This window comes from Alcanivorax profundi, from assembly GCF_003597125.1.
Taxonomy (GTDB): Bacteria; Pseudomonadota; Gammaproteobacteria; order Pseudomonadales; family Alcanivoracaceae; genus Alcanivorax; species Alcanivorax profundi.
The window spans coordinates 1-400 of the sequence record NZ_QYYA01000161.1 but is presented as its reverse complement, the minus strand read 5'-3'; the positions used below and the strand labels follow the sequence as shown (position 1 = coordinate 400).

The 400-nt window shown below is 46.2% G+C and carries 1 protein-coding gene; it reads left to right on the top strand.

What is annotated here, in order from left to right:
- Positions 1-37: 37 nt before the first annotated feature.
- Positions 38-400: SusF/SusE family carbohydrate-binding protein (locus D4A39_RS17320; protein ID WP_158586959.1), on the top strand; the 363-nt coding region annotated here is incomplete at its 3' end.

The window sequence follows — 400 nt, the reverse complement described above, 5'->3', positions numbered from 1 at the left end:
AGTGACTGTAACTAAGTCTGCTTATCAGGAGCACGCATTGCGCTATGCTGCCTTATGGATGGTAGGTGGTGCTACTCCTGGGGGCTGGTCTATCGGTGATGGTGTGCAGTTGAACCAGCATGAAGATAATCCTTTGGTATATTCTGCTACCACATGGTTGACAACAGGTGAGTTTAAGTTGGCTACTAATAAATATGCTGATTTCGGACAGTCTATGTTCCAAAGAGATGCTGCTGATGCTACCAAGATGGTATTGGGTGGCGATGACAACAAGTGGAACATCACCGAGCCAGCCACCTATGATGTAGAGGTGAATGTCGCAGACATGACAATCTCTCTCAAGAAACACTATGCCGACTTTAAGGCAGATTGCATGTTGATACTGGGTGATGCTGTGAAG